The 23,019-nt window shown below is 39.5% G+C and carries 26 protein-coding genes, 2 tRNA genes and 2 pseudogenes; 11 read left to right on the top strand and 19 right to left on the bottom strand.

Translation table 11 applies throughout. The features are described 5' to 3' along the window. Window positions 1–2 precede the first annotated feature (2 nt). The 4 genes from WD019_RS18155 to WD019_RS18140 all read right to left on the bottom strand — a co-directional run bounded on the left by WD019_RS18155 (window position 3) and on the right by WD019_RS18140 (window position 3,482). Window positions 3–248 carry a DUF2651 family protein gene (locus WD019_RS18155; RefSeq protein ID WP_425712373.1) on the bottom strand — a complete coding sequence of 82 codons (246 nt, stop codon included), beginning with the start codon at window positions 246–248 and terminating at the stop codon, window positions 3–5. Between the two features lie 251 nt (window positions 249–499). After that, window positions 500–1,234, bottom strand: coding sequence for a twin-arginine translocase subunit TatC (gene tatC / locus WD019_RS18150; protein ID WP_425712372.1), 735 nt, complete (start codon window positions 1,232–1,234; stop codon window positions 500–502). 220 nt (window positions 1,235–1,454) lie between these two features. Next, window positions 1,455–1,661, bottom strand: coding sequence for a twin-arginine translocase TatA/TatE family subunit (locus WD019_RS18145; protein WP_026678633.1), 207 nt, complete (start codon window positions 1,659–1,661; stop codon window positions 1,455–1,457). Window positions 1,662–1,736: 75 nt separating this feature from the next. Next, window positions 1,737–3,482, bottom strand: a complete 1,746-nt coding sequence (locus tag WD019_RS18140; RefSeq protein WP_425712371.1) for an alkaline phosphatase D family protein — start codon at window positions 3,480–3,482, stop codon at window positions 1,737–1,739. 576 nt (window positions 3,483–4,058) lie between these two features. Between WD019_RS18140 and WD019_RS18135 the strand changes: the two are divergent. The 8 genes and pseudogenes from WD019_RS18135 to WD019_RS18100 all read left to right on the top strand — a co-directional run. After that, window positions 4,059–4,852: pseudogene (locus WD019_RS18135) on the top strand (HNH/ENDO VII family nuclease); the annotation flags it as partial. A 9-nt stretch (window positions 4,853–4,861) separates the two neighbouring features. Then, window positions 4,862–5,323, top strand: a complete 462-nt coding sequence (locus WD019_RS18130) for an SMI1/KNR4 family protein (protein ID WP_425712370.1) — start codon at window positions 4,862–4,864, stop codon at window positions 5,321–5,323. A 292-nt stretch (window positions 5,324–5,615) separates the two neighbouring features. Then, the gene (locus WD019_RS18125; protein WP_425712369.1) at window positions 5,616–6,014 is read left to right on the top strand and encodes a hypothetical protein; all 399 of its coding nucleotides are present in this window, start codon (window positions 5,616–5,618) and stop codon (window positions 6,012–6,014) included. A gap of 49 nt (window positions 6,015–6,063) precedes the next feature. Continuing rightward, complete coding sequence (locus WD019_RS18120) at window positions 6,064–6,669, top strand: VanZ family protein (protein WP_425712368.1); 606 nt, start codon at window positions 6,064–6,066, stop codon at window positions 6,667–6,669. 306 nt (window positions 6,670–6,975) lie between these two features. Then, window positions 6,976–7,140, top strand: coding sequence for a hypothetical protein (locus WD019_RS18115; RefSeq protein ID WP_425712367.1), 165 nt, complete (start codon window positions 6,976–6,978; stop codon window positions 7,138–7,140). An 81-nt stretch (window positions 7,141–7,221) separates the two neighbouring features. Beyond that, window positions 7,222–7,704, top strand: a complete 483-nt coding sequence (locus tag WD019_RS18110; RefSeq protein WP_425712366.1) for an ImmA/IrrE family metallo-endopeptidase — start codon at window positions 7,222–7,224, stop codon at window positions 7,702–7,704. A gap of 97 nt (window positions 7,705–7,801) precedes the next feature. Continuing rightward, complete coding sequence (locus WD019_RS18105) at window positions 7,802–8,032, top strand: Arm DNA-binding domain-containing protein (protein ID WP_425712365.1); 231 nt, start codon at window positions 7,802–7,804, stop codon at window positions 8,030–8,032. Between the two features lie 105 nt (window positions 8,033–8,137). Beyond that, window positions 8,138–9,025: a tyrosine-type recombinase/integrase gene (locus tag WD019_RS18100; protein ID WP_425712364.1), complete on the top strand. Its 888-nt coding sequence runs from the start codon at window positions 8,138–8,140 to the stop codon at window positions 9,023–9,025. Window positions 9,026–9,112: 87 nt separating this feature from the next. On the opposite strand, the gene groL is transcribed toward WD019_RS18100, so the two are convergent. Together groL and groES are read right to left on the bottom strand one after the other, a co-directional pair. Next, window positions 9,113–10,747, bottom strand: a complete 1,635-nt coding sequence (gene groL, locus WD019_RS18095) for a chaperonin GroEL (protein WP_026678654.1) — start codon at window positions 10,745–10,747, stop codon at window positions 9,113–9,115. Between the two features lie 68 nt (window positions 10,748–10,815). Next, window positions 10,816–11,100 carry a co-chaperone GroES gene (gene groES, locus WD019_RS18090; protein ID WP_026678653.1) on the bottom strand — a complete coding sequence of 95 codons (285 nt, stop codon included), beginning with the start codon at window positions 11,098–11,100 and terminating at the stop codon, window positions 10,816–10,818. Between the two features lie 255 nt (window positions 11,101–11,355). Between groES and WD019_RS18085 the strand changes: the two genes are divergently transcribed. Both WD019_RS18085 and WD019_RS18080 read left to right on the top strand, forming a co-directional pair. Next, entirely contained in the window at window positions 11,356–12,060 is a 705-nt protein-coding gene (locus WD019_RS18085; RefSeq protein WP_425712363.1) for a CPBP family intramembrane glutamic endopeptidase, read from the top strand. After that, window positions 12,057–12,257: a hypothetical protein gene (locus WD019_RS18080; RefSeq protein WP_026678651.1), complete on the top strand. Its 201-nt coding sequence runs from the start codon at window positions 12,057–12,059 to the stop codon at window positions 12,255–12,257. Before WD019_RS18085 ends, WD019_RS18080 begins: the two co-directional genes overlap by 4 nt. Before the next feature lie 29 nt (window positions 12,258–12,286). Here the strand turns inward: WD019_RS18080 and tatC (WD019_RS18075) are convergent, their stop codons facing one another. The 4 genes from tatC (WD019_RS18075) to moaC all read right to left on the bottom strand — a co-directional run bounded on the left by tatC (WD019_RS18075) (window position 12,287) and on the right by moaC (window position 14,600). After that, window positions 12,287–13,057, bottom strand: coding sequence for a twin-arginine translocase subunit TatC (gene tatC, locus WD019_RS18075; RefSeq protein ID WP_026678650.1), 771 nt, complete (start codon window positions 13,055–13,057; stop codon window positions 12,287–12,289). Window positions 13,058–13,074: 17 nt separating this feature from the next. Continuing rightward, complete coding sequence (locus tag WD019_RS18070) at window positions 13,075–13,332, bottom strand: twin-arginine translocase TatA/TatE family subunit (RefSeq protein ID WP_051291536.1); 258 nt, start codon at window positions 13,330–13,332, stop codon at window positions 13,075–13,077. 31 nt (window positions 13,333–13,363) lie between these two features. Continuing rightward, entirely contained in the window at window positions 13,364–14,011 is a 648-nt protein-coding gene (locus tag WD019_RS18065; RefSeq protein ID WP_026678649.1) for a redox-sensing transcriptional repressor Rex, read from the bottom strand. 103 nt (window positions 14,012–14,114) lie between these two features. After that, window positions 14,115–14,600 (bottom strand): cyclic pyranopterin monophosphate synthase MoaC, encoded by a 486-nt coding sequence (gene moaC, locus WD019_RS18060; RefSeq protein ID WP_026678648.1) that lies wholly within the window; start codon window positions 14,598–14,600, stop codon window positions 14,115–14,117. Window positions 14,601–14,778: 178 nt separating this feature from the next. Between moaC and WD019_RS18055 the strand changes: the two genes are divergently transcribed. Beyond that, the gene (locus WD019_RS18055) at window positions 14,779–16,701 is read left to right on the top strand and encodes an ABC-F family ATP-binding cassette domain-containing protein (RefSeq protein ID WP_425712362.1); all 1,923 of its coding nucleotides are present in this window, start codon (window positions 14,779–14,781) and stop codon (window positions 16,699–16,701) included. Window positions 16,702–16,959: 258 nt separating this feature from the next. Here WD019_RS18055 and WD019_RS18050 read toward each other — a convergent pair whose 3' ends face one another. From WD019_RS18050 to WD019_RS18010, 9 genes and pseudogenes are all read right to left on the bottom strand, one after another. Next, a complete protein-coding gene (locus WD019_RS18050; RefSeq protein ID WP_425712361.1) occupies window positions 16,960–17,106 on the bottom strand; it encodes a hypothetical protein in 147 nt (48 codons plus the stop codon). Between the two features lie 103 nt (window positions 17,107–17,209). Next, window positions 17,210–18,226: a tRNA (adenosine(37)-N6)-threonylcarbamoyltransferase complex transferase subunit TsaD gene (gene tsaD / locus WD019_RS18045; RefSeq protein ID WP_425712360.1), complete on the bottom strand. Its 1,017-nt coding sequence runs from the start codon at window positions 18,224–18,226 to the stop codon at window positions 17,210–17,212. Further along, complete coding sequence (gene rimI, locus WD019_RS18040; RefSeq protein WP_425712359.1) at window positions 18,223–18,705, bottom strand: ribosomal protein S18-alanine N-acetyltransferase; 483 nt, start codon at window positions 18,703–18,705, stop codon at window positions 18,223–18,225. Before rimI ends, tsaD begins: the two co-directional genes overlap by 4 nt. Next, window positions 18,681–19,337, bottom strand: a complete 657-nt coding sequence (tsaB, locus tag WD019_RS18035) for a tRNA (adenosine(37)-N6)-threonylcarbamoyltransferase complex dimerization subunit type 1 TsaB (RefSeq protein ID WP_425712378.1) — start codon at window positions 19,335–19,337, stop codon at window positions 18,681–18,683. Before tsaB ends, rimI begins: the two co-directional genes overlap by 25 nt. Window positions 19,338–19,353: 16 nt before the next feature. Continuing rightward, window positions 19,354–19,825 (bottom strand): annotated as a pseudogene (tsaE, locus tag WD019_RS18030) (tRNA (adenosine(37)-N6)-threonylcarbamoyltransferase complex ATPase subunit type 1 TsaE). Between the two features lie 10 nt (window positions 19,826–19,835). Further along, window positions 19,836–20,825 carry a thiamine-phosphate kinase gene (thiL, locus tag WD019_RS18025; RefSeq protein ID WP_425712358.1) on the bottom strand — a complete coding sequence of 330 codons (990 nt, stop codon included), beginning with the start codon at window positions 20,823–20,825 and terminating at the stop codon, window positions 19,836–19,838. 206 nt (window positions 20,826–21,031) lie between these two features. Then, a tRNA-Asp gene (locus WD019_RS18020) sits at window positions 21,032–21,107 on the bottom strand. A gap of 58 nt (window positions 21,108–21,165) precedes the next feature. Next, window positions 21,166–21,242 (bottom strand) — tRNA-Met (locus WD019_RS18015). A gap of 234 nt (window positions 21,243–21,476) precedes the next feature. Then, window positions 21,477–22,856 carry an amino acid permease gene (locus WD019_RS18010; protein WP_425712357.1) on the bottom strand — a complete coding sequence of 460 codons (1,380 nt, stop codon included), beginning with the start codon at window positions 22,854–22,856 and terminating at the stop codon, window positions 21,477–21,479. Between the last annotated feature and the right edge of the window lie 163 nt (window positions 22,857–23,019).

The raw sequence follows: 23,019 nt of genomic DNA, 5'->3' as shown, positions 1-23,019 counted from the left end.
GCCTACTTACTTTTTTTCCGTAATTTTACGATAAGTATTGCTAAATAAGAAAAAATCAAGGAAAAAACGGTATAGACTAATGCCCACCCAAAAAATGACTGATTAAAAACGGTAAACATTAAAATTATACAGGCAATGAAACTAATAAGTGGCATAACGTAAATCTTCTTCACAAATAGCGTGAGGATAAATGATAATATGATAACACTAACAGGGACAAAACCAAAAGCCAACTCTAAATGGGTCATTCTGATTCTCCTTCGAATTTAAAAATTCATTTTACCGAAACTTGAATTTCCCTCCCGTCTAAATATTATTTTAAAGAAAAATTGCTCTTTAAAAAGTACTATCTTTTTCTAGTACCCCCAAATTGGTAAATTGAATATTGTATAATTATTAAACTTACATTAGCATGCATTTTTTTATCCCCGCCGCCTGGTGTAGTAAGTAAAAAGGCTTGTAGACCAGGCTTTGTCTACAAGCTTTTCCATGTTGTTAGTTACATTTCTGGCAAAGGCATGTTTTCATTCATAAGCTTTTTCCTATACACCACTCTCGATAGACTGATGCTTAATTCGTATAGAACAAGCAAAGGAATCGTCACTAAAAAATCTGAGATAAAATCTGGCGGAGTAATAACCACTGAAATGATGACCAAAGCTAAATAGGATATCTTCCGGGCCTTTGCGAGCCGCTTTGGATTAAGAATTCCTAGTCTTGTTAAAAACATAACGACAAGAGGCATTTCAAATAAAAATCCAAACGGTAAGATGAGATTGATCATAAATCGAAAGTACTTTTCTGCGGTGAACATCGTTTCGAATTGCCCGGCAGATAACGAGATTAAGAACTTTAATACCATCGGAAATAAAACGAAGTACCCAAATGATAGACCGAGGATAAATAATAGAAATAGACCCGGGATGAATCTTAATGTCACCTTTCTTTCCTCCGGCTTTAAAGCAGGCGATACAAAACGCCATGTCTGGTAAGCGGCTACAGGAATGGTCGCAGCAATTGATATAACAGCCGCTATCACCATATATACCCAGAGGATATCACTGGGGCCCAGTATGGCAAGTTTTCCATCAAAGTCTCTAACTACCCATTTGTAAATTCCCTTGACAAAACCAAAACTCACGGTAAAAAAAGCGACAAATGCCAAAAACGTTTTAAGAATCCTGCCGCGAAGCTCTTCCAAATGCCCCAATACGTGTAATTCTTTATTCTCCATTTCCCCAGCCTCCTTTTTTATAACCCAATGAATCCGCAAAAGAAAACTCGCTGAAAGGCGGTTCATGCGAGTTTTTTCGTCCAAAAGCACAGGTTTCATCTCGATTCTTGTGCTCACATCATTTCATAGTCACTTATGCCCGATAGGAAAGGAATGCTTTCCTATCGGGCCAAAAAGAAGCAGACAGGTCTCCCTGTCCACTAATGATAAATAAAACCAGTTATCCCTTTTTTTCAACTGCCGTTAGGACAGGTTTTTTTTCTTCCTCTTTTTCTTCTTCTGTCATTAATCCCGTTGAAGCCTTTTTAAACTCTGTTAAAGTACGGCCAAACGCCCGGCCGATATCCGGTAATTTTGATGGTCCAAAGATGATTAAGGCAATAACAAGAACGAGAATCAAACCCGGGATTCCAATATTAGAAAACATTTTCAATCAGCATCCTTTCGATTTTACTTCGTTGTCTATATACCGCTTTTTCTTTAAAACTTTCACTCAGGTTTATTAATTCAAGACTTTTCCGCGCTTTTTCTCAAGTTGTTTTTTATGCGCCTGTGCATGGGCACGATAACGGTCTTCTTCCACTTCATTTGATTGTAAGACACCGTGCGGAACGGTAGCCTTTGATACTGCTTTGAGCCCATTTTGGTCTTTTTCATAGACGAAAGAAGCTCTTGTGGTAATGTCAGCACCCGGTGAAGATACGTATGGAACGACACGATAATCGGCTTGCCACTTCTCTTTAGTGACACGGCAGCGGACATATCCGCGAAAATCATTAAAAAATTTAATATGGGGATTGAGTCCCAATATTTTATTCGTATCTGCCCGCTTGTCGGATCCGTCCCCGCCAGATGTAATCGAAGTGCCGACGAACTCAGCTCCAATGATCTTCGAGTTTGGATCATCAAAATTAGTTAATAAATTGGCTGCCCAGTTTGCATGAACATCACCGCTCAGGACAATGAGATTGTCAATGTCCCTGGTTTTTGCAAAATCTAATAGGCGTTGCCGTGCGGCCGGATAACCATCCCAGGCATCCATGCTGAACTTTGGCGCTGCCTGGGTCCCGTAATTTCGCTGCGCAAAAAAGATTTGCTGCGCAAGTACATTCCATACTGTTTTCGAGTGTTCAAGGTTGTTAAAAAGCCACTTTTCCTGTTCAGCTCCCATCAGCGTCCGTTTGGGGTCAAGGGACTCAGGTGTCTGAGGGCTGCTGCCGTCTCCATTTGCCTGGTCATCCCGGTATTGGCGGGTATCAAGAACAAAGAAATTAGCCAAATTTCCATATTGGAAGCTGCGGTATAGTTGTATATTGCCTCCGACCATAGTGGATTTGCGAAGCGGCATATGTTCGTAATACGCCTGGTAGGCAGCAGCACGCCGTTTGATAAATTGTTCAACAGGCTGTCCCTTTTCAGGAATAACATTTGCATAATTATTTTCGACTTCATGATCATCCCAGGTCACAATCCAGGGGAAGGCAGAATGAGCAGCTTTTAAATTTCTATCTGAGCGGTATTGGGCATAGCGGTTTCTATAATCTTGAAGCGTAGTAACTTCCGGACCGATATGTGTCCGAACATTTCCATTTGGAGCAACATATTCATCCGGGCCGTATTCATAAATGTAATCACCCAGGTGAAACACTACATCCAGGTCCTCTTTGGCCATATGCTTATATGCAGTATAGTATCCATGTTCAAATTGCTGACAGGAAGCAAAAGCAAATTTCAAACTGGAAACGTTGGACCCTGCCTTCGGAAGTGTTTTTGTTCTTCCTACTGGACTAATTTCATTACCGCATTTGAAACGGTAGTAATAGATACTCTCAGGCTTCAAGCCGCTAACTTCAACATGGACCGTATGCCCAAGGTGAGATGAGGCGATCTCCGTGCCGTGCTGTACGATGTGGCGGAAATGTTCGTCTTTTGCCAGTTCCCATTTTACTTTCACATCGCTGGGCGGCATGCCTCCCCCATTAAATGGTTCAGGAGCCAGTCTCGTCCATAGCACGACACCGTCAGATAACGGGTCGCCGGATGCGACACCAAGAGTAAAAGGATAATCACTGAAACTTGGCGCTGCATCCACTTTAAGACTTCCAACAGACTGGGCGATAGCGAGACCTAATGAAAGTCCAGCTATCCTGGTTGCACCTTGCAAAAAGCTGCGGCGGTCTAAATTTTTCCTCAGGCTTTCCTCAGTAAAATTTTTAATCCATTGCTCTAAAGCTCTCCCCTGGTTCATGATTCCTTCCTCTCCTTCATCAAGTCTTATGAACAAGCCCTATTATAATTCTCATCTGTTAATGGATTGTTGAATTATTGTAAACAGCAACAAACTAAAAAAAGGAAGAGATAGGTCCTTTTATTTATTTTAAAAATGCGATGATCGGGGTAATTCTTTTACATAAAGGAATTTGTTACGGTAGATAGATTAGCTGGCAATGTACGAAAAATAGTCCTTTCCGCTTATTTTTCTTCATATTTTTTTTATAAAATTTTACAATTCCATTTTCTCATATGAGAGCCAATATAGAAGAAAAGACCTCTCAACAGTTTAGTAACTGATGAAAGGCCTTTCAATATTGAACAATCGTTATTTTTAAATAACTGAAGACTTCCTTCACATTCGGTTATAAAGCACCATTACCTGAATTAAAAGTGCTTTCCGAATGGTTAATCCAAAGAGAGTTTTTCTTCCATTAGTAAAAAAACGGATACCTTTTTTTCCTTGAACCAAATAAGTAAAAAACCACTCCCTAAATAGATGGGGAAGCTCACCTTTCGGCAAGGTGAGCTTTTTTGTATCGGAAGACCTACCCTCATTCACCCGGTTGACACTTTTAAAGCAATCAAAAAAGCTATAGAGGATTCCTTCGAACGCGATGTTATTAATGGAGATGCTTATTCCAGATCCAAATGGTTCTCTTACGCCATAGGAACGGTTGTGACAAAAGGTTTAGGTTCGGTCACAAAAACCGGTGTGGCTACAACTAAGGCCGTCGTAAAAACAGGCGTGAAAAAAGCCACTACTGCAGCTAAAAATGTGTCATTATCCGATTTATTGCCATATGCTCGACAAAACCAATATGTCCTTGAAAACGTACCATATAACACAGTTAATGGATCTGCCTTCAAAGAAGCTTTAATTCAACAAGCTAGAAGACTTTCTGATTCTAGTAGAAAACCGTTTACAGGAAAGTATATTGATCTCCCATGGTTAAATAAAGAAAAATATAAAGCTGTTGAAATTGATGGTAAAGTAAAAGTTAAAGGTAAGATTAAAGACGTAAGTCGAAGAGTATACACCTTAAATGATATTGATATTAATCAAAAAAATGAATTTGGTATCACAAATCTTGAGCTCATGAAAAAAGGAAATGCTCCTTATGCAAAAGATGGCACTCAAATTAATTTACATCATCTTATTCAAGAAGAAAGTGGAACAATGCTTGAGTCCCAGGGAGTTTGCATAAAAAATATAGCCATGTTATTCATAAGTTGAAATCTGATGGTGAAAGCTTTAGGAATGACCTGGAGTTAAAAGCCCAGTATGAAAGATTTAGAAGCCGATACTGGAAATGGAGAGCGAAACAATTCGAGAATCAGGAATGAGGTGTTTTTATGATCTTTTCTGAAGTTGACAAATTTATTAATGAAAATAAACAAAATACAATATTTACTGGTGGTACGAGTAGCGAAAACATAAAATGGATAGAAGAAACATTAAGAGTTCAACTACCAGATAGCTATAAATGGTTTCTTAGCAATTATGGTGCTGGTGGGTTATTTGGGATCTTAATTTTAGGATACAATCATAACAACGCCTCAGTTGTAGACAAAACTATAGAATATAGAGAGCATTATAATCTAACAGATGGACTAGTAGTTATTGAGGATGTCGAATTCTTTGCCTATTGCTTAGATACAAACAAAATGGAGGATGGGGAATGTCCAGTATTTATATGGGATCGAGTGGTCGGGTACCAAAATGTTGTAGCTAAAAATTTTATAGAATTCTTCTACGATAAGCTTAAGAATATGAAAGAAAACTGGGAAGATGAAGATGAAGACTTGGACGATTAGAAAAAAAAGTTATCAGCCCGCCTCTTATGAGACGGGCTGATAACTTTTTTTGGAGAACTTGAATCTTTTTTAAATAATGATCTAGGGATTTTTTATTTCACCCTTCGAATCTATTTTATTGTCTGAATTTATCAGGAAATGTCGAATTCTTTTTGATTACAGTAATAAATTGTAATGTTATACTCATAAATGCGACTTGCAATTTGGGTAGTAAAGGAAAGAAAGGGGGTTAAAGGAAATTTATGAGGCCAAACGAGTCGTAGTCCCTTATTAGAAAGGAAAGATTAGCAAAATGAAAAAACTTAAAAACAATATAGCTCTACTATTCTTTGTGGCACTTTTAGCATTTCCTATAAGTGCATTTGCAGCAAGTTACAACATTACATATGAATTCGATAAATTCTTATCAGGTCCTGTTCGAGGTTTTGGTGGAAAAAATATTGCAGTTTATTTAAATTCTAAAACAACTTCTCCTTGTCGAAGTTGTTCAACAAAATTTGACGTGGCTTTATATCGTGATGTTTGGGGGCCAAATGATTATATTGGAAGTGGTTCTGCTCCAAGAAATGGATCTACAACCCTCAAATTTCCTAATGTCGGAAAAGGAGAATATTATATTGAGTTAACAAAAGCCGGTGATGATGTAACTGTAAAAAATGCTGACAGTTCACCAAAAATTTATAACTACTAAAATTAAAAAGGGATAGTATTTTTACTGTCCCTTTAAAGTAGGTGATTAAATGTTAGATTTTGATTCTTTAACAATGATAGTTTTTGCCATACCTCTATTGATAATTTTATTTATCAATTTCAAACAAAAAAAAGCTATTATAGAACAACTTTTTTTAATTGTTTTATATATTTATATTGTAGCGGTACTAGCAATTACAATCTTCCCCATCCCCTTTCAAAAAGAATTATTATTATTTTTAAAAGGGGGTGCTAAAGGTTTTCAACCATCAAATAATTATATTCCTTTTGAAAGTATTTACAATCTTACAAAGAAGGCACCTACAGTATTTTTCAAACAGGTTTTTGGAAACATACTTTTGTTTGCTCCATTAGGATTTTATTTACCCTTAGTTTGCAGAAAATGTTCTAAATTTAAGCATGTTTTTTTTACAGGTTTATTTTTTTCCCTTTCTATCGAGATATTACAAGCAGCCATATCTTTTGTTATCGGGTTTAGATATAAAGTTTTTGATATTGACGATATTATTCTAAATACCATTGGAACTATATTAGGATTTATACTTTTATTATCAATACGCCCGTTATTAGCAAAATTCTTCAATGTTCATTTCTTGCAACAATATAACAAACAAAAAAAGCGTTTTAATGGATAGAAAAACGGAAAATATCCTATTTCTTGAAAAATTAGCATTTAATAAGATAATGTAATTGAACATGAACAAAGCCCACCTCATAAGAGGCGGGCTGTTTTTATTATTTTACGCGTAATTGCTGACCAACATAAATCTAATTCCATTAACATTATAAGATTATCTTACACCGCGGAAAATACATCAGAGAAAACATTAACATGGAATGGTGGGTTCTCCAAAATAAATATTAACGGTACACAATTATCACTCGAAAATGCCAACAATACAGTTGAAAATAGTAATTTCGCAAGATTAGATTTTGATTTTATGCCAAAAACAAAACAAGATACTGGTTTAGAAATATATTATGCCGGTGATGCATCTAAGATTAAAAATTTGCAATTAGTCTCCTCCGATCTTTATGATGCAAGTGATTTTGTTTTTGATCATGAGTTAGCTAAAGAACAAACTATTTCTGTTCCAATAAAGTAATTATATTAGCCCTTTAGGGCTTTTCATTTACAATCAAAACAGAACATACGTTTCGCCACATCGTTGAAAGGGGATATCTCTATGTTATCTTATCGTCCCACACCTCTAGAATCCTGGGTCTCTGAAAAATATAAAAGAATGAAAATGGTCTTGCCTTCAGACCTTTCAGAAACACGTATTGCTATGGTCTATGACATTTACTTGTTTTACAAACCGATAAAAAGCAAAGCTTATGAAAATGGTCGGTTTAAGAGCATAACCATTGATTCACGACTTGATCGCCAACTGCAGCGTGAACAATTTTATCATGAGTGGTGCCATATCTTACGGCATACAAGCAATCCTAAATATTTGCCTAAATCCTTTATCGATTGGCAGGAATGGGATGCGCGAAATTTTACCAGATATGCCGCCATTCCTTATCACATGGTATCGTTATATAATCTTTGGGATCCACATTTAATCGACCATTGGCAGGAAGATTATAAAGTGACAAGAGAACTATGTCATGAGAGGATCCAAAATATTAAGCGAAGAATTTTACTGGAACGAAGAAACGGATAAAACGCTCTTATCGGTTTTTCTTTAGTTCCCAAAACAGAACATACATTCTAAAAACATACAATTTATTGTACAAAATCAAAGGAAAGGAGAATGATTAATGTACTGTAAAGAACTAATCAAGGGTAAGAAGTGGGTTTGCGTTGCTGATGGTCCCGCGGATCCAGTAACGGGTAAAAGGAGACAAATTTCTCGCCGTGGAAAAACTAAGAAAGAAGCTGCCAAAAGGGTTGAAGATGCGATAAGAAAATTAGAGGAAAACGGCATTGATGAGAAGAAAGTAAAGAAAATGACGTTTGATAAACTTGCTGCAGAATGGTTAAAGGTATAAGCATTAACAGGGGTAAAGAAAAACACTGTCAGGATTCGCCGAAAGGAAATTAAAATCCTCTTAAGATATATCGCCAAGGTAAATGTAGATAAAATATCATCCAAAATGTATCAGGACATCCTAATTGATTTATCAAAACCAAATAAAAATAGAAAACCTGTTTCCTATGCAAGAAACACAATTGAAGGCGTCCATACCACAGCTGGGATGATTTTTAGATATGCAGTTCAAGAAAAATTGATAAAAGAAAGTCCAACAACTTACGCCGTTATTCCTAAAAAGCGAAAAACAGTTGAAGAAATTGAAAATGAGGACATTGAAGATAAGTACCTAGAGATAAACGAGGTATCCGAGTTTTTAGATGTGGTAGAGAAATACGGCCTGTATCTGGACACTGAATGGTTTTATTTGCTTGTATTTTCCGGAATGCGTTCTGGGGAACTTTGCGCCTTAAAATGGACCGATATTACCTTTAATAAAAATTTAGTCCGTGTTACTAAAACGCTAACAAACGAAACGAATAACATGAAAAAATATGAACTCACTCCACCAAAAACGGAAGGTTCAGTTCGGACATTCGATATTCCTGAGTATGTGATGAATTTACTAAAACAGCACAAAATCAAAAAAATGAAGCTTCATGAGGCAGGAAGACTAAAGTACAAAGAGGACTTTCATGAAGCGAATTTTGTGTTCTGCAGGGATAATGGGTATCCATTCGCTCCTAAAAACATCCTGGTACGTATGGAAAGACTTATAGAAAAAACAACGATTAAGAAGCATGCAACCCCTCACATTTTTCGGCATACTCACATTAGCATGTTAACTGCTGCGGGAGTCGATCTTGCAACGATTATGGAACGAGTTGGACATGAAGACATAAAAACCACAATGAAAATCTATACTCATGTCACAAAGAAAATGAAAGAGGATGCCTCACAAAAGATTAATCAAACTTTAGTGGACATCCTCAATAATAAGATTTCGATGTGAAATGTTAGCGAAATGTGATTTTTTTGGATTGACAGCTCATTTATAAAGCTGTCAATCGTTGATAAATCAACACTTTCTGGCGACTTATTACATCATGCCGCCCATTCCACCCATTCCGCCCATGTCAGGCATTCCCGCTCCGCCTTTGTTTTCTTCAGGCTTGTCGGCAACTACCGCTTCAGTTGTTAAGAACATAGCGGAAACGGATGCTGCGTTTTGAAGCGCGGAACGAGTAACTTTTGTAGGGTCAACGATTCCAGCTTCGAACATGTTTACCCATTCGCCAGTTGCTGCGTTGAATCCAACACCGATTTCTTCGCCTTTTAAGCGTTCAACAACAACAGATCCTTCAAGTCCAGCATTGTGAGCGATTTGACGAACTGGCTCTTCTAATGCACGGCGAACGATATTTACGCCAGTTGCTTCGTCGCCAGAAGCTTCGATGTTTTCTAACGCACGGATGACGTTAACAAGAGCTGTACCACCACCGGAAACGATTCCTTCTTCTACTGCTGCACGAGTAGAGTTCAACGCGTCTTCAATGCGAAGTTTGCGTTCTTTAAGTTCAGTTTCAGTAGCAGCACCAACTTTAATAACCGCAACGCCACCAGCAAGTTTCGCTAAACGCTCTTGAAGTTTTTCTTTATCGAATTCGGAAGTTGTTTCTTCCACTTGAGCTTTAATTTGGTTCACGCGAGCCGCGATTTTGTCAGATTCGCCAGCACCTTCAACGATCGTCGTATTTTCTTTCGTAACGACAACTTTAGAAGCTGTACCTAATTGGCTGATCGTTGCAGATTTAAGGTCCAGGCCAAGCTCTTCAGTGATTACTTCACCATTTGTAAGGATCGCGATGTCTTCAAGCATTGCTTTACGACGGTCACCGAATCCAGGAGCTTTAACCGCTACTGCATTGAACGTACCGCGAAGTTTGTTCACAACTAATGTAGCAAGCGCTTCACCTTCAACATCTTCAGCAATGATTAATAGAGGCTTTCCTTGTTGAACGACTTGTTCTAGTACAGGAAGGATTTCTTGAATGTTAGAAATCTTCTTGTCTGTAATTAGAATGTATGGGTTTTCTAGAACAGCTTCCATTTTATCAGAGTTTGTTACCATGTATGGAGAAGCATAACCACGGTCGAATTGCATACCTTCAACAACTTCTAATTCAGTTGTGAAACCTTTAGATTCTTCGATCGTGATTACACCATCGTTGCCAACGCGTTCCATAGCTTCAGCGATCAATTGGCCAACTTCATTGTCAGCAGCAGAAATCGCAGCAACTTGAGCGATGGAGTCTTTGCCTTCGATCGGCTTAGAGATTTTCTTTAATTCTTCAACCGCTACAGCTGTTGCTTTTTCAATACCTTTGCGGATAACCATTGGGTTCGCACCAGAAGTTACGTTCTTTAATCCTTCACGGATCATCGCTTGTGCAAGAACCGTTGCAGTTGTTGTTCCGTCCCCTGCAACATCGTTCGTTTTGCTTGCAACTTCGGATACGAGTTTCGCACCCATGTTTTCAAAAGCATCTTCTAATTCGATTTCTTTTGCAATCGTTACACCGTCATTTGTAATTAACGGAGAACCGAATTTCTTTTCAAGAACAACGTTGCGTCCCTTTGGTCCAAGCGTTACTTTTACCGCGTTTGCAAGTGCATCTACACCGCGAAGCATTGCGCGACGAGCGTCTTCACTGAACTTAATTTCTTTTGCCATGTGTAAAACCCTCCTGTTTTTATGTTATGTAGCTTCATGCGAAGCTCTATCAAAGTAAACGTAATCTGTTAACCGATTACTGCTAAAACGTCAGATTCGCGAAGAATCAAATATTCTTTACCCTGGTACTTCACTTCAGTTCCAGCATATTTAGAGAAAATGATGGAATCGCCTTCGGATACTTCCAAAGCAATACGTTCACCTTTCTCAGTTACGCGACCGGTACCAACAGCAACGACACGGCCTTCTTGAGGCTTTTCCTTTGCAGAGTCTGGTAACACGATACCGCTTGCAGTCTTTTCTTCACTTTCTACAAGCTCAATCACAATACGATCACCTAATGGCTTTAACAAGTGAAACACCCTCCTTGGTTGATTTGAAAAATTGTTTTATTAGCACTCTTGTTTGGTGAGTGCTAACTCCATTTCTAATAATAAATAAATCTTTTGACTTTTGCAAGAGAGAACTCTATCTTCTTTAAAATTTTCTCCCCGTTTGCGTATTCACTCGTCCAGTTTCAATTTATGTTACAATAGGGAGACGACAGCAAACACACGAATCAACTACACATCTATCCATTCTGCCCAATGAAAAGGAGTTTATAAACATTGAGAAATCGATACTGGTGGATTGCTTTCACCTATATAATCATGCAATTTTCCGGGATTGTCGGCGTTCCGGTTCTTCAGTACTTTCATGTGCCACGTCATCAAATCGCCGGCCTGTGGCTGACGATCAGTTTTACGATTGCGCTTGTGATTATTTGCATTCTTCTTGTTCCAGATATGAAAACCCGTCACGAACAACAAGGGCGGGTATCAAAAATGGCGGCTATCGGCTGGGCGATATTCGGCATTTTTTTGGCGTATGTTTCCCAAATTATTGCCGGAAGCATTGAATTGAAGGTGCTCGGCATTAACCCACAGTCCGAAAATACAAACCAGCTTGTCGCGATTGCCGGTTACACACCTTATTTTATCGTCGTTACTTCGATCATCGGCCCGATCTTAGAAGAGATCATTTTTCGCAAAATCATTTTTGGAAGTTTGTACAATCGATTCAACTTTTTAATTGCCGGACTTATAAGTTCGTTAGTTTTTGCTGCAGTACACGGCGATTTTAAACACCTATTGGTTTATACAATGATGGGCTTTGTGTTTGCCTTTTTATATGTGAAAACAAAAAGGATTCTTGTCCCGATTGTTGCCCACGCCTCCATGAACACACTTGTGTTTATTCTTGTGCTGAACAAAGACGCGATACAGAACTATTTGGAGAAAATGCAAATCATTATTGGAGGTATTATGCAATGAGAACATCACCGTTAGTTATGAGCGGATTTTATTTGGTTATCGGCATTTTGTTTACAATGCTTGCGATCCATTACTCGAGAACCGATGGACTGACCGGGGTATGGACGATTATTAGCATGATTGTCGCTACATTTGACTTTGCCAATAGCATACGTTATTTCGTCTTGCATCGACATTTCCGGAAATATAAAAAATAATCCCCGTACATATACACGGGGATTATTTTTTATTCCGTACGCATGCTTTGAAACTCTTCTTCCAACTCGGCTTCTTCCTCTGCCGCTAACTTCTTTTTATAGGCAACAGCCGAAATGACAATGCTGATCTCATATAAAATGATGAGCGGAATGGTAATCATCAATTGCGTAACAAGATCAGGCGGGGCAATGAGCCCTGCAAAAACAAACGTTACAAAATAAGAGATCTTTCGGATTTTTTTTAAAAATTTCGGAGTCACGAGCCCTAACCTTGTTACAAAAAGGACAACAACAGGAAACTGAAAGATGAGTCCAAAGGGCAATATGAGCTTAAACAAGAAAGAAAAGTATTCATTAATTCCATAAACACCTTGAACGTTTAACGATTCTGCCATATCCGTCATAAAGTGAACGACAAGGGGCAACAGCACAAAATATGAAAAGCTGATTCCCCCTATAAATAACAAAAAGGAAATGGGGATATAGGACAACGTCACACGCCTTTCATTTTCATATAGCCCTGGACTGACAAACGCCCATATTTGATAAAGAATGACAGGAAACGTCAGCAAAAATGCGATGATAAACGAAAAATTAAGATACACTTTTAACGGATCCGTTAAATTAAACGCATTCATGTGAATACGATGGGCAACCGGGTCTTCTTGCAAGTATATGATCACCGGTTTTGCCAGATAAAGGCCTAAAACCATGAAAGCCGCAAAGAAAAGGACGGTAATGATCAGTCGTTTTCTTAATTCACCGAAATGCGCATAAATCGACATATTCTTTTCGTTCATTATTTTCATCCTTTAAACTACTTCTGTTCACTGTTAGAAGAAACGATTGCCTCTTTTTGATCGGCCTGAGCTCTGGCCGTTGTTTCGTTCACAGGTTTTGCGTCTTTTTCTTTCTTTTCATCATCGTCATCCATAATTCCCTGTGTGGCGTTTTTAAATTCGCGTAGTGTTTTTCCTGCAGCCCGTCCAAATTCAGGCAACTTTTTAGGCCCGAATAATACTAAAGCGACAGCAGCGATAATTAGCGCCTGACCTCCGCTGATAAAATAAAGCATATATGACACCTCCTTAAGAAAAATTTAAGTTTTATGACTCTTTGATCGGGTAGTGCTTCATAAAATAGATTAATGATTGCAATTCCACTGCTAAATCAATATGGTGTACCCGAATGTATTCGGGTATTGTCAACCTTGCAGGGGTAAAATTTAAAATCCCCTTCATTCCTGCTTCCACAAGTCTGTCGGCAATGCTCTGGGCGCTATTGACTGGAACGGTTAATATAGCTACATCAATTTCTGTCCCTTTCAGTCTTTTTACGATCTCATCGATATGATAGATCGGAACATCAGCAATTTTTTTTCCCACTTTTTCAGGGGCGATATCAAATGCCAATTCGATTTTTGTATTGTTATTTTTCGTAAAATTGTAATGTAAAAAGGCCGTTCCTAAATTGCCGACTCCAATTAACGCAACCTTCGTTACTTCATCTTGATTTAACGTTTTGCGAAAAAAAGAGAGCAAGTAATTAACATTATAGCCATACCCCTTTTTTCCTAGTGCCCCAAAGTAAGAAAAATCCCTGCGAATCGTAGCGGAATCTACTTTTACCGCCTCGCTTAGTTCAGCAGAAGACACACGCTGCTTCCCCGATGCTGATAAATTTTGAATAAATCGGTAGTAAAGCGGCAGCCTTTTTGCAGTGGCCTGCGGTATTTTCGTTTGCTCCTGATTCATGTATATCCTCCGAATCAAGCGTATTTAATAAATGTTCAAAAAGAAGCCGATAGATATTTGCCCGGCATCTCATTTGAACAACTTCTATTATAGTTTACCATATTTAGATAGAACGCTCATAGTCGCCGCTTTTTCCGCCGGTTTTGCTTTGTAAAAAGGTTGGCCCAATAACCATTCCTTTATCGACTGCTTTGCACATATCATAAACGGTCAGTGCCGTCGCAGATGCAGCAGTCAGCGCTTCCATTTCAACGCCGGTGCTCCCTTTTGTCTTTACTTCGGCCTCGATATGAAGAACATAGTTCGTCCCTTTTTCTTCCCACGAGAACGTAATGTTGACCCCGGTTAAGGCGAGCGGATGGCACATTGGAATCCAATCCGACGTGTTTTTAGCGGCCATAATCCCCGCTACCTGGGCAACGGCAAGAACGTCTCCTTTTTTAAATGTTTTTTCTATGATTTTTTTATAGATTTCTTCATTTACTGTTACAGCGCTTTTTGCTACAGCTGTTCGAAAGGTCGATTCTTTTTCCGAGATGTCAACCATTCTCGCCCTTCCTTGTTCATTAAAGTGGGTAAAATCTCCCATGAATTTCCCGCCTTTCACTATTTGACTATACACTATTCTTTTGCTTCCTGTCTTTTATTTTTCATGCTAAATCTAACGAAATGATGAACAATGATTTATTGCGAATCGTTCAGTATCTACGCTACACTAGACGTATGGCTAACGTCTTGTTGTCTTTATTTAAATAGAGGTGAATACCGTGATTATTTTACAAGTGAATAATTTATATAAATCTTTTGGGGCAGCTCCCATTTTATCGAATATTAAGCTTGAAGTCCAAACAGGTGAGAGAATTGCCCTTGTCGGGCGCAACGGGGCAGGAAAGTCAACGTTATTAAAGACGATTACCGGGGAATTGTCGTATGATTCGGGAACAATTATGATTCCAAAAGGCGTGAATATCGGCTACCTTGCGCAAAATACCGGCCTTGAGTCTTCACTATCCATTTGGGACGAAATGTTGACCGTATTTCAGCCACTAAGAGAAATGGAACAACGTTTGCGCCAGATGGAAGAAAAAATGGGTGACCCGGACTTAATCGCAAACGAACATGAATACAACAAACTTTTAAAAGAATACGACGAACTGCAAATAAAGTTTAAAGATGAAGGAGGCTATCAATATGAAGCGGATATTCGCACAGTACTGCACGGCTTTCAATTCGCAGATTTTGATCCTTCTACAATCGTTTCAACATTAAGCGGCGGACAGAAAACACGTCTCGCACTGGCGAAACTCCTTTTAACTAAGCCGGACCTTCTAATTCTGGACGAGCCGACAAACCACTTAGACATCGATACATTGTCCTGGCTTGAACACTATTTGCAGAGCTATCCTGGAGCTATTTTACTCGTCTCACATGACCGCTATTTTTTAGATAAAATCGTAACAACCGTTTACGAAATTTCACGGCACCAGTCGACGAAATATGTTGGCAACTATACGAAATACCTTGAACAAAAGGCGGAACGGCTCGCAATCGAAACAAAAGAATACGAAAAACAACAAGAGGAAATTGCCAAACTGCAAGATTTCGTCCAGCGCAATATTGCCCGCGCTTCTACTACGAAACGGGCACAAAGCCGGAGAAAGCAGCTAGAAAAAATGACAATAATGGATAAGCCGCTCGGGGACGAGAAATCGGCTAAATTCCATTTTGACATTGAGCGCCAGAGCGGCAATGATGTGCTTAAATTAGAAAATGTTTCGGTCGGTTACGAAGACGGCAAACCACTTTTAACAAACGTAAACTATCATGTAACCCGTCAAGATAGTGTAGCCATCGTAGGACCAAACGGAATCGGGAAATCAACGCTATTAAAGGCGATTTTAAAACAATTGCCGCTCGAGAGCGGTACTATTCTTTACGGAACGAATGTAAAAGTTGGCCATTATGATCAGGAACAGGCGAACCTTACATCGAATAAGACATTATTACACGAACTGTGGGATGAGTATCCGGAGAAGACGGAAAAAGAAATACGCACCGTTCTTGGAAATTTTCTTTTTAGCGGAGATGATGTACTAAAACACGTTTCAGAATTAAGCGGCGGACAAAAAGCAAGGCTCTCTTTAGCGAAATTGATGATGCAAAAAGCCAATTTGCTTCTGCTTGATGAACCGACAAACCATCTTGATCTTGACAGTAAAGAGGTTCTTGAACAAGCGCTAATTGATTATCCTGGAACGATCGTCTTTATTTCGCATGACCGTTATTTTATTAACCGAATAGCGACAAAAGTGGCCGAGCTTTCCCCTCATGGCATTACGAACTACCTGGGGGATTACGATTATTACGTTGAAAAGAAAGCGGAAATGGCCGCGAGAGAAGAATTGGAAAAAGAAAAGCAGGCGACATATGAGCCAAAGAATGAAACAACCTACGCCTATGATAAAGAAGCGAAACGCCAGGATCGAAAACGCATGCGCCGCATTGAAGAAATTGAACGATTGCTTGAGGAACTTGAGGAAAAGCAAGCAGCGTATGAAGAAGCGCTATGTGACCCTGACGTCTATCAAGATTACGAAAAAACACAGGACTATCAAAACAAAGTAGACTCCGTTAAAGATGAAATTGAAAAGTTAATGGAAGAATGGGAAAAGTTGCATACAGAAACGTGAAACATCGGATACAATTTCCGATGTTTTCTTTTTATTCACATATTCACTTATTTATGCACAGTTTACATCCAATTAAATCGGTTATCCACTCAAGTTATGCACATTGTCCACAGAGTTCTTGTTATTTATCCACATTTTTTTATTCACATTATAAAATCATTTAAAATCACTTTTTTATGAAGTTATACACATTGTTCACAACTTGTGGATAATAATTTTCCACATTACCTGCCCTACTCAAAAAATGAATTTCTCCTGCTAAATGACTGATACGTTCGCTGAATTGATTGATATCTCTACTAAATGACCGATATGTGCGCTGAATTGATTGATATCCTCTGTTAAATGACCGATATGGGTGCTGAATTGATTGATAACTCTCTTTATGACTGATACGTGCGTCAATTTGACTGATATCCTCTGCCAAATGACCGATATGGGTGCTGAATTGATTGATATTCTCACCGCAATGAGGACAAAAAAACGCCCCTCTATAAGCGAGGAGCATTTAAGCTTCTATATCAAGTCCGGGTACACCGTTTAATGTCAATTCAGCCCGTTTTCCTTTTTTATATTCAATATACCCTGCAGCGGCTATCATCGCCGCATTATCCGTGCAAAGAAACAGTGGCGGGATGACAAGTTCGCAATTTGCATCTTTGAATCTTTCTTCAAGCGCTTTTCTTAATCCTTTATTAGCAGCGACGCCACCTGAGAGCAACACTTGTTTCACCCCGTATTCTTTCGCGGCTCTTGCCGTTTTTTCCACAAGCACTTCAATGACGCTCGCTTGAAAGCTTGCGGCTAAATCTTCAGGGCGGATTTCTTGCCCGCGCTGGGACGCATTGTGAACCGTGTTAATAACTGCTGATTTTAGCCCGCTGAAGCTGAAATCATACGAATCCGGTTCAAGCCATGCTCGCGGAAGGTCAATAGTTGCCTCCCCGACTTCAGCTAATCGGTCGATATGAGGCCCTCCGGGATAAGGCAAGTTAATCGTTCTTGCTACTTTATCATATGCTTCTCCGGCCGCATCATCGCGCGTCTCGCCAATGACTTCATAGGAGCCATGTTCTTTCATATAAATCAATTCAGTATGGCCGCCTGACACAACAAGCGAAAGAAGCGGAAACTCCATTTCTTTTACAAGCCGGTTTGCATAGATATGCCCTGCGATATGGTGGACAGGGACAAGGGGAAGGTTATGGGCAAATGCCAATGCCTTCGCAGCATTTACCCCGATCAAAAGAGCTCCGACCAATCCCGGCCCCTCCGTTACAGCAACGGCCGTTATTTCTTCAATTGTTACTCCTGCTTGTTCAAGCGCTTCTTCCAAAACGATAGTAATTTGTTCCACATGATGTCTCGAAGCCACTTCTGGAACAACCCCGCCAAACCGTTTATGGCTTTCAATTTGCGAGGCCACCACATTGGATAAAATTTCAGTGCCACCTTTGACGATCGCAACGGCGGTTTCATCACAACTCGTTTCTATCGCTAATATTAATTCATTGTTTTCACTCATATTTTCACCCACATCACTAATGCATCTTCACCGTTATCGCTATAATAATTTTTCCGAATGCCGCCTTCTTGAAAACCGAGTTTACGATATAAGCTTTGCGCAACCGAATTGCTTACACGAACTTCAAGACTCAATTTTCTCGCTCCATACCGCTTTGCCAGGCGCAATGCTTGAGCAAGGATGGCTTCTCCAAGGCCCTGGCCTCTATATTCCGGGAGAATCGCAATGTTTGTAATATGCGCTTCATCAATCACAACCCAAACCCCGCAATAGCCAACTGGTTTAAAATCGACTTCAATGATTAAGTAATAAGCAAACTGGTTATGCACAATTTCATTGTAGAACGCTTCTTCCGTCCACGGTGTCGGAAACGAAATCCGTTCAATTTCTAATATATCTGGAATATCGCTAACTTTTGCCAACCGATAGGTCACTCTTTCCTCCAAAAAAACACCTACTTTTCCTTTGATGCCAGCCATTTTGCTTCCGCCTCAGCCAACTGCAAATAGCTCGGGACAAAAGTATGGACTTCTTCAGGTTTTTTTCCTAACCCGAGAATAGCGAGCTCCGAAGGCCTCGGATTATGGTCTGCCATGCTTCCAAACAGCGCAGCTTCACCGAGCATTTCTTGAATGACCGGCCGGTGAAGAGCTACATCATTTCCGAAAAATGAAATGGGCAAATTCCGTTCTTTTAGCTGCTCCAGCCAATCTTCGATCAATATCAATTGATCCGGCTCGATCGATTGAAAAACACCATTTCTTTTACCATAAAGGCCGGTATAGACCTGGGTTCGCCTTGCATCAAAAAGCGGGACGACGAGCCCTTCAAAATGCTTTCCATTTTGGGCCAAAACTTCAAGGCTTGATACGCCAACAAGTTCTTTTTTTAATGTCCAGGCAAGGGTCTTTGCGATCGTCACGCCAATTCTAACACCCGTATAGGAACCGGGGCCTCTGGCAACGACAATTCGGTCTAACGATTGTGGACTAATATTAAGCTCGCTTAATAAATCATGAATGGCAGGCATAACACGGATTGAGTGATTTTTTTTCAAGTTCGTTATGTATTCACCAATTACTTTTTCCCCGTCTGTAACAGCTATGCCCATTACTAGATTAGACGTATCAATTGCTAACACTTTCATTCCATTAACTCCTTACATAGCTTTATGTATCGATCACCCACCGGAGTCAGCACGATCTCTCTCTCACTTTCCCCGATATGCCGTATTTCAATAGTAAGATGCTCCTCAGGCAAATGTTCAGAAATAAACCGGGCCCACTCAACTACAGTTACTCCTTCCCCGGAGAAATATTCGTCAAACCCGAGGTCTTCATCACTATGTTCTAACCGATATACATCCATATGATAAAGAGGCAGGCGGCCATTATATTCCTTAATAATTGTGAAAGTAGGGGAGCTTACAACACGCTTGATTCCAAGCCCCTTTGCCAGTCCTTTCGTAAACGTTGTTTTGCCCGCTCCAAGGTCACCCTCTAAAATATAAACATTTCCCGGTTCCGATAGTTCCCCAAGCTTTTTTGAAAACGACATCGTTTCTTCCGGGGATGAAGTTTTAATTTTAATTTGTTCCACGTTCGTCACCTCACAAAGATGAAAAATGATTATACCCTTGTTTTTTTAACAATATCCGTTCCTGGTTTTTGATTAAATACACTTCTGGATTTCCTGCAGTGACGATGCCCACTTCAAATAATAACATTCCGTTTTCATTAAACTTGCGCTGCATATCACGAAATATTTCTCTTGGCATCGTACCCATTAGGATATAATCTTCTCCACCATTTAATATCCATTGTTCCTGTTGTTCAGGTAAATAATCCGCAAGTTCCCCACTTTTAGGGAGCCTGTCATAAAACAAGGTAAGAGTTACACCGCTCGCTTCGGCAATTTCATTTGCTTCACTCGCAATTCCGTCACTAATATCATTTAATGAGATTCGCGAGTGAGAACCGGCAAGCAAACGGCCCTCTTCTACATGTGGACGGGGCATCTGGTGCGAAAGAATGAGTTTTTTTTCGTTTGCGGTAAAAGGATGCTTTTTTGTATACTTCAATAATAAAGCAAGTCCTGCTGCTGAATCGCCGAGCATTCCTGTTACGAAGACGATATCTCCTGCACGTGCATTGCTTCGTAACAGTTTTCGGTTTTCCTCTACTTCCCCAATAACCGTTATGGATAAAACGAGCGAATCTTTTGTCGATACCGTATCCCCACCGAGTAACGTCATTTTATAAGAATCAGCAAGATAATGCATTCCTTCATAAATCGAAAGGAGCTCCTTCTCCGTCCAACTGTTCGAGAGGGCCACGGAAACAAGATAATATAACGGCCTCCCGCCCATGGCCGCGATATCGCTTATATTTGAAGCTAACGCTTTATAGCCGATATGAAATGGTTCCATCGTATCTTTTGTAAAATGGATACCTTCCACCATTGTATCCAGACAAAGAATCTGGTTAGTTTCGGCCTTTCCTTTTAGTAATGCAGCATCATCACCTATTCCTTGAATAACATTATAATTCCGATGAGATCCTGCTTTAATTTTTTTCAGCCATTCGAATTCATCATTCACAACTATCCCTCTTTATGAAAAACGTATAATCACGGTTTGCCTATGCTTCAGGGTCAACTTTAAAAAGGTGCAAAAAAACCTTAGGCATCAACGAACAACCTAAGGAATATGTATCTTTTATTAGTGTATCTTATTTTAGTAAAAAAACCTATTCTGCTCAAAAAAACAATAAAAAAAACGAAACCGTGCTGCTTCGTTTACATGAATGGCGGACCCGACCGGGATCGAACCGGCGATCTCCTGCGTGACAGGCAGGCATGTTAACCACTACACCACGGATCCTTTTTTATATGTAGATTCATCATTTAGCATTATGTTAGTCTTTGTTCATAAAGAAAATTGGTTGCGGGGACAGGATTTGAACCTGCGACCTTCGGGTTATGAGCCCGACGAGCTACCAGACTGCTCCACCCCGCGATGATATGAAAGTTTATGGACGATGCTGAGACTGCAGACTGTCTCTTCCTCTTCCAGTCCTGCTTCGCGGCTTGATGCGTCGAGACAACTCGTAGTAATTCACGATGTTACGCTCATTGCTCCACCCCGCGATGATAAATATTTCAACTGACGATTATTAATATAGCATATTAATCTTTATTTTTCAACTAACATTTCAAAAAAATACACCGGTTTTAAAAACCGGTGTATTTTTTATGCTACATGTTGATTCTCATTTCTTTTATGGAACCCTCTTGCGTAATATATGCCAACTAAAAGTAATAACCAGATCGGTCCCACGATTAAGGCCACTCTTGTGTCCGCCGAGAAACCTAATAGCACGACAACTAATGCTAAAAAAGCTAAAGAGATATAAGAGCCATATGGCCAAAATGGCATGCGATATTTTAATTTCGCACGTTCTTCTGCGGATAACCCTTTACGAAATTTCAATTGTGAAATGATAATAATGGCCCATGTGAATACAGCTCCAAATGTAGCAACGCTTGTAATCCATGCAAAAACCGGGCTATTCGGGAAAAGGAAATTTAAAACTACCCCGATTAATAGGGCTACCCCTGAACCTAAAATAGCCATGTAAGGTACCCCGCTCTTACTTACTTTGCCAAAAGATCCAGGTGCTTGATTTTGCTCAGCAAGATTGAATAACATCCGGGCGGTGCTAAAGATGCCGCTGTTACAGCTTGATAAAGCTGCAGTCAATACGACAAAGTTGATAATTCCGGCCGCTTTAGCGATACCTATCTTTTCAAAGGTTAAAACAAATGGACTGTTTTCCGTACCAATTTCGTTCCAAGGATAAATCGACATAATGACAAATAATGCTCCGACGTAAAAAATTAAAATACGCCAAAATACTGTATCTACAGCTTTTGTTAACGCTTTTTCCGGGTTTTTTACTTCTCCGGCGGTAACCCCTACCATTTCAATTCCAAGGTAAGCAAACATCACCATTTGAAGGGATAATAGCATACCTTTAATGCCATTAGGGGCAAATCCATCATGTTTCCAAAGGTTGCTAATACCTGTTGCAATACCGCCGTTACCGATACCAAATAAAATAATTCCTAAACCGACAACGATCATAGCGATAATAGCAATAATTTTAATTAAAGCAAACCAAAATTCAAACTCCCCGTACGCCTTAACGGCAATTAAATTGACACATGTCATAATAACCAGGGCTGCAAGTGCCCAAATCCATTTTGGTACATTCGGGAACCATAATTGCATGTAAACCCCGACTGCAGTGATTTCAGCCATACAAGTTACAATCCATAGAAACCAGTAGTTCCACCCGGTTAAATAACCGGCTAATGGACCAAGATAATCTTTTGCATAACGGCTGAACGAACCGGCCACTGGATTTTGTATTGCTACTTCTCCAAGAGCTCGCATAATAAAAAACATAATAATTCCTGCAATAATATAATTCAGTAAGATGGCGGGACCCGCTAATTTAATGGCTGATGCCGATCCTAAAAATAAGCCAACCCCGATACAGGCACCAAGAGACATCAATGTAATGTGGCGTTGTCCCAGGCCACGATGAAGGTCTTCGTTTTGCTTCATACGGTGTATCCTCCTTATAGAATTTCTATGAAGCGCTTTCAATGGTATTATAGCACATTTCGACAATTTTGACTAATTTGTTAATATTTCTAATGATTGTATTTCTAGTTTGTTTATTACTTTTTATGTAAAACGAATAACCATTTTTTACCATTAACTAAAA

It is taken from the genome of Fictibacillus sp. Mic-4 (genome assembly GCF_049843615.1).
Classification (GTDB): domain Bacteria; phylum Bacillota; class Bacilli; order Bacillales; family Fictibacillaceae; genus Fictibacillus_A; species Fictibacillus_A gelatini.
The sequence above is the reverse complement of the archived record's forward strand: the minus strand, read 5'-3'. Positions and strand labels throughout refer to the sequence as shown.